The organism is Streptomyces europaeiscabiei (assembly GCF_001550375.1).
In the GTDB taxonomy this organism is placed as follows: Bacteria; Actinomycetota; Actinomycetes; order Streptomycetales; family Streptomycetaceae; genus Streptomyces; species Streptomyces europaeiscabiei.
Genome location: NZ_LRTR01000543.1, coordinates 1 through 3,397, shown reverse-complemented (window position 1 = coordinate 3,397; position 3,397 = coordinate 1). Strand labels below are relative to the sequence as shown.

The window sequence follows — 3,397 nt, the reverse complement described above, 5'->3', positions numbered from 1 at the left end:
GCCGCCACAGGGTCCGGCCGCAGACCGGCAGCACGGCGAGAAGCGCCGGCCGGCCGGCGACCTCGTCGTACGGCACCGCCGCGCGCACATCGGCGTCGGACCAGCCGTCGGGCAAGGGGGTGGCGGGCAGCCGGGCCACGCCGACCCTCATCAGCAGGGCCAGGGCAAGGCAGACCGTGCGGCACACCACTGAGAAGGACGAACACCCACGAGGCCTCAGGCGTCCCCTTCGGCCCTCGCCCGCCCGAGCAGCTCGCGCAGCAGACGCTCGTCGTCCGGCTCCAGGGAAGTGACGAAGCTGGCCAGCACGGCCTCGCGGTCGCTCTCGCCGTCGAGGACCCTGCGCATCCGGTGCGCGGCCAGGCCCGCCTGGTCGGAGGCCGGGGTCCACGCGAAGGAGCGGCCGGAACGCTCCCGGGTCACCGCGCCCTTGGCCAGCAGCCGGGTCAGGATCGTGATGACCGTCGTGTAGGCGAGGTCCCCGCCGAGGCGTTCCTGCACCCACCCCGCGCTCTCGGGGCCGTGCGCCTCGCGCAGCGCGGACAGGACGAGCGCTTCCAGCTCACCCTGGCCGCGCCGCCGGGGACGCTGCTGGTCCGTCACGCCTGTCCCCTTTCCGCCTGCCGGTCGATCCGCATCGTAGTCTCTACAGGATTGTAGAAGGGGGATTGTCGAAATACCCCCACTCATCTTCTACAGTGCTGTAGATTTCGAATCGCGCGGAACGCCAGCAGTGCAACCAAGACATCAAGAAGGAGTCCACCGTGGGAGTTTCCCTGTCCAAGGGCGGCAACGTCTCGCTCAGCAAGGCGGCACCTGGCCTGACGGCCGTCCTGGTCGGTCTGGGCTGGGACGTGCGCACGACCACCGGCACCGACTACGACCTCGACGCGTCGGCGCTGCTGCTCGACGCCTCCGGGAAGGTGCTCTCCGACGGGCACTTCATCTTCTACAACAACCTCACCAGCCCGGACGGTTCGGTCGAGCACACCGGTGACAACCTCACCGGTGAGGGCGAGGGCGACGACGAGTCGGTCAAGGTGAACCTCGCGGCCGTGCCCGCCGAGGTCGACCGGATCGTCTTCCCGGTCTCGATCCACGACGCCGAGAACCGGGGCCAGAGCTTCGGCCAGGTGCGCGGCGCCTTCATCCGCGTCGTGAACCAGGCGGGCGGCGCCGAGATCGCCCGCTACGACCTGTCGGAGGACGCGGCCACCGAGACGGCCATGGTCTTCGGCGAGCTGTACCGCAACGGCGCCGAGTGGAAGTTCCGTGCCGTCGGGCAGGGCTACGCCTCGGGGCTGGCCGGGATCGCCTCGGACTTCGGCGTCAACATCTGAGGCGACCCGGCGACGGGGCCGTATCGCCCGACCGGCCTCCGTCCCGAGGACCGGGCGGACTTCGAGGCCGTGCTGGGCCAGGCGCTGGACGCCCCGGACATCCGGGACGTCCAGCGCGCCGACCCCAGCGGTGCGGCCGTACGGCGGGTCCGTGCGCCGACGGACGCGGACACGATCGTGGCGGCCGGCGCGGGCTGAGTACCGCACGTATCGCACCGCGCTCGCGTCCCCTGCCGGTGCCGGGCGGAGGGGCGGAGGATACGGCCGGTGCCGGGCGGAGGGGCGGGGACGCGAACGCTGTCGTGGCCGGGCGGACCGGTGACACACCGGCTGCCGTCGCTGCCGAGGATACCGAGGGGCGGGTGTGGCGTCGCGCCGCCGACGCCGAGTCGCTGTCAGTGGTGGCGGTGCTCACGCCCTCCCTGGCCGCCTGTTCCGCCGCGGTCGTGCTCGCGCTCGGCCACCTCCTCCAACTGGGCGGCGCGCGGGGCACGTTGCCCGGTTCGCTCGTGGCCGCCGGCTGGACCCTCGCCCTCTTCGCGGCCGCGAGCGCCCTGCCGACGATCGCCGCGCCGTGCCGTACGGCGCTGCGCGGCCCCGGTGACCCGGCGCGGCCCGCTCGGCCGGAGCAGGCCCAACTGGTGTGGCAGCAGGCGCTGTTGCGCCGGCGGCATGCTCCCTCACCTGCGCCGCTGTCTCCACGAGGACCCGTCCCTCCGTCCCCTGCGGCGGACGGGTCCCGTGGCTTCGGACTGAGCGGACGCACCGTCCGGCCGGGTCAGTGGCGCGAGTCCCCCTAGTCGTCCCGCTTGACCACGCACAGGGCCCAGATGATGAAGGCCGAGAAGGCGATCATCACGATGGACCAGACGGGGTAGTACGGCAGGGACAGGAAGTTCGCGATGATGATGAGGCCGGCGATGGCGACTCCGGCGACACGGGCCCACAGGGACGCCTGGAAGAGACCCAGGCTGACGAGGACGGCCACGGCGCCCAGGGCGAGATGGACCCAGCCCCAGCCGGTGAGGTCGAACTCGAAGACGTAGTTGCGGGTCGTGACGAAGACTTCGTCCTCGGCGACGGCCATGATGCCCCGACAGACGCCGAGGACGCCCGCGATCATCAGCATGATCGCCGCGAAGACTGTCAGGCCCTCCGCGAAGGGCCGTGACCGCTTGGTCTGACGCATGTGCCCGGTGTGTGTGGCGGTCATACCGCTACCTCGATTCGGTGTCGTGCGGTGTGCTCAACGCCCGGCGGCGGACGGGCCTGCGCCCGTACCCGCCGAAGCGCCGTGGCCGCTGAGGACCAGTTCCTTCGCGCGGCGGAACTCGTCGTCCGTGATGTCGCCGCGTGAGCGGATCTCGGACAGTCGGGCGAGTTCGTCGACACTGCTGGGGTGTCCGCCTCCGCTCCTGGCCGTCTCCCGGACGTAGGAGTCGAAGGCCGCCTGCTGCGCACGCGCCTGGGCCACCTCGCGGCTGCCCATGTTCTTGCCGCGGGCGATCACATAGACGAACACGCCCAGGAACGGCAGCAGGACCGTGAAGACCAGCCAGCCCGCCTTGGCCCAGCCACTCATGTCGTCGTCGCGGAAGATGTCGACGACGACTCGGAAGAGCAGCACGAACCACATGATCCACAGGAACAGCAACAGCATGGACCAGAAGACGCTCAGCAGCGGGTAGTCGTACGCGAGGTACGTCTGACCACTCATGTCTCTCCTCCGTCCCGGACGATCGCCCGGCAGGTGTTCTGCCGTCCCAGGCGCGCCCATGGCACCGTCCTCGGCGCCACTCCCAGCATGCCCACGGCAAGGGTCGGTCGGCCTCACCCCGGGCGGGTGAGACCGGTGTCGTCCGGGGCGGGGTCCCCCGCGGAGGCGAAGACCGCCGCGGCCGCCAGTACGACCACGACCAGGACGGCGACGAGGACGACCGCGCCGACCGTGGGGCGGTTCCACAGGAGCAGCGCCAGGGCGCCCGCCCCGAGCACGATGCCGCTGGTCCAGCGGGGGTGGGCGGCGAGCCGGCGTCCGGTCCGCCCGGTGCTCATCC

The 3,397-nt window shown here is 71.6% G+C and carries 6 protein-coding genes and 2 pseudogenes; 3 read left to right on the top strand and 5 right to left on the bottom strand.

All coding sequences use genetic code 11. The features are described 5' to 3' along the window. Together AWZ10_RS53925 and AWZ10_RS26715 are read right to left on the bottom strand one after the other, a co-directional pair. Positions 1–187: pseudogene (locus AWZ10_RS53925) on the bottom strand (M56 family peptidase); the annotation flags it as partial. A 29-nt stretch (positions 188–216) separates the two neighbouring features. Next, a complete protein-coding gene (locus AWZ10_RS26715) occupies positions 217–603 on the bottom strand; it encodes a BlaI/MecI/CopY family transcriptional regulator (RefSeq protein ID WP_060892214.1) in 387 nt (128 codons plus the stop codon). Positions 604–764: 161 nt separating this feature from the next. Between AWZ10_RS26715 and AWZ10_RS26710 the strand changes: the two genes are divergently transcribed. The 3 genes from AWZ10_RS26710 to AWZ10_RS48140 all read left to right on the top strand — a co-directional run bounded on the left by AWZ10_RS26710 (position 765) and on the right by AWZ10_RS48140 (position 2,140). Then, complete coding sequence (locus AWZ10_RS26710; RefSeq protein WP_060892213.1) at positions 765–1,340, top strand: TerD family protein; 576 nt, start codon at positions 765–767, stop codon at positions 1,338–1,340. A 69-nt stretch (positions 1,341–1,409) separates the two neighbouring features. Then, positions 1,410–1,538 (top strand): hypothetical protein, encoded by a 129-nt coding sequence (locus AWZ10_RS55170; protein WP_276145856.1) that lies wholly within the window; start codon positions 1,410–1,412, stop codon positions 1,536–1,538. A 164-nt stretch (positions 1,539–1,702) separates the two neighbouring features. Continuing rightward, positions 1,703–2,140, top strand: coding sequence for a hypothetical protein (locus tag AWZ10_RS48140; protein ID WP_244172555.1), 438 nt, complete (start codon positions 1,703–1,705; stop codon positions 2,138–2,140). Here AWZ10_RS48140 and AWZ10_RS26700 read toward each other — a convergent pair. The 3 genes and pseudogenes from AWZ10_RS26700 to AWZ10_RS26690 all read right to left on the bottom strand — a co-directional run. After that, on the bottom strand, positions 2,137–2,553 hold the full coding sequence (locus tag AWZ10_RS26700; RefSeq protein WP_060892212.1) for a DUF7144 family membrane protein: 417 nt from the start codon (positions 2,551–2,553) through the stop codon (positions 2,137–2,139). The two genes, AWZ10_RS48140 and AWZ10_RS26700, sit on opposite strands and share 4 nt — an antisense overlap. 33 nt (positions 2,554–2,586) lie before the next feature. After that, complete coding sequence (locus AWZ10_RS26695; RefSeq protein WP_060892211.1) at positions 2,587–3,057, bottom strand: SHOCT domain-containing protein; 471 nt, start codon at positions 3,055–3,057, stop codon at positions 2,587–2,589. A gap of 113 nt (positions 3,058–3,170) precedes the next feature. Then, positions 3,171–3,397 (bottom strand): annotated as a pseudogene (locus tag AWZ10_RS26690) (hypothetical protein); the annotation flags it as partial.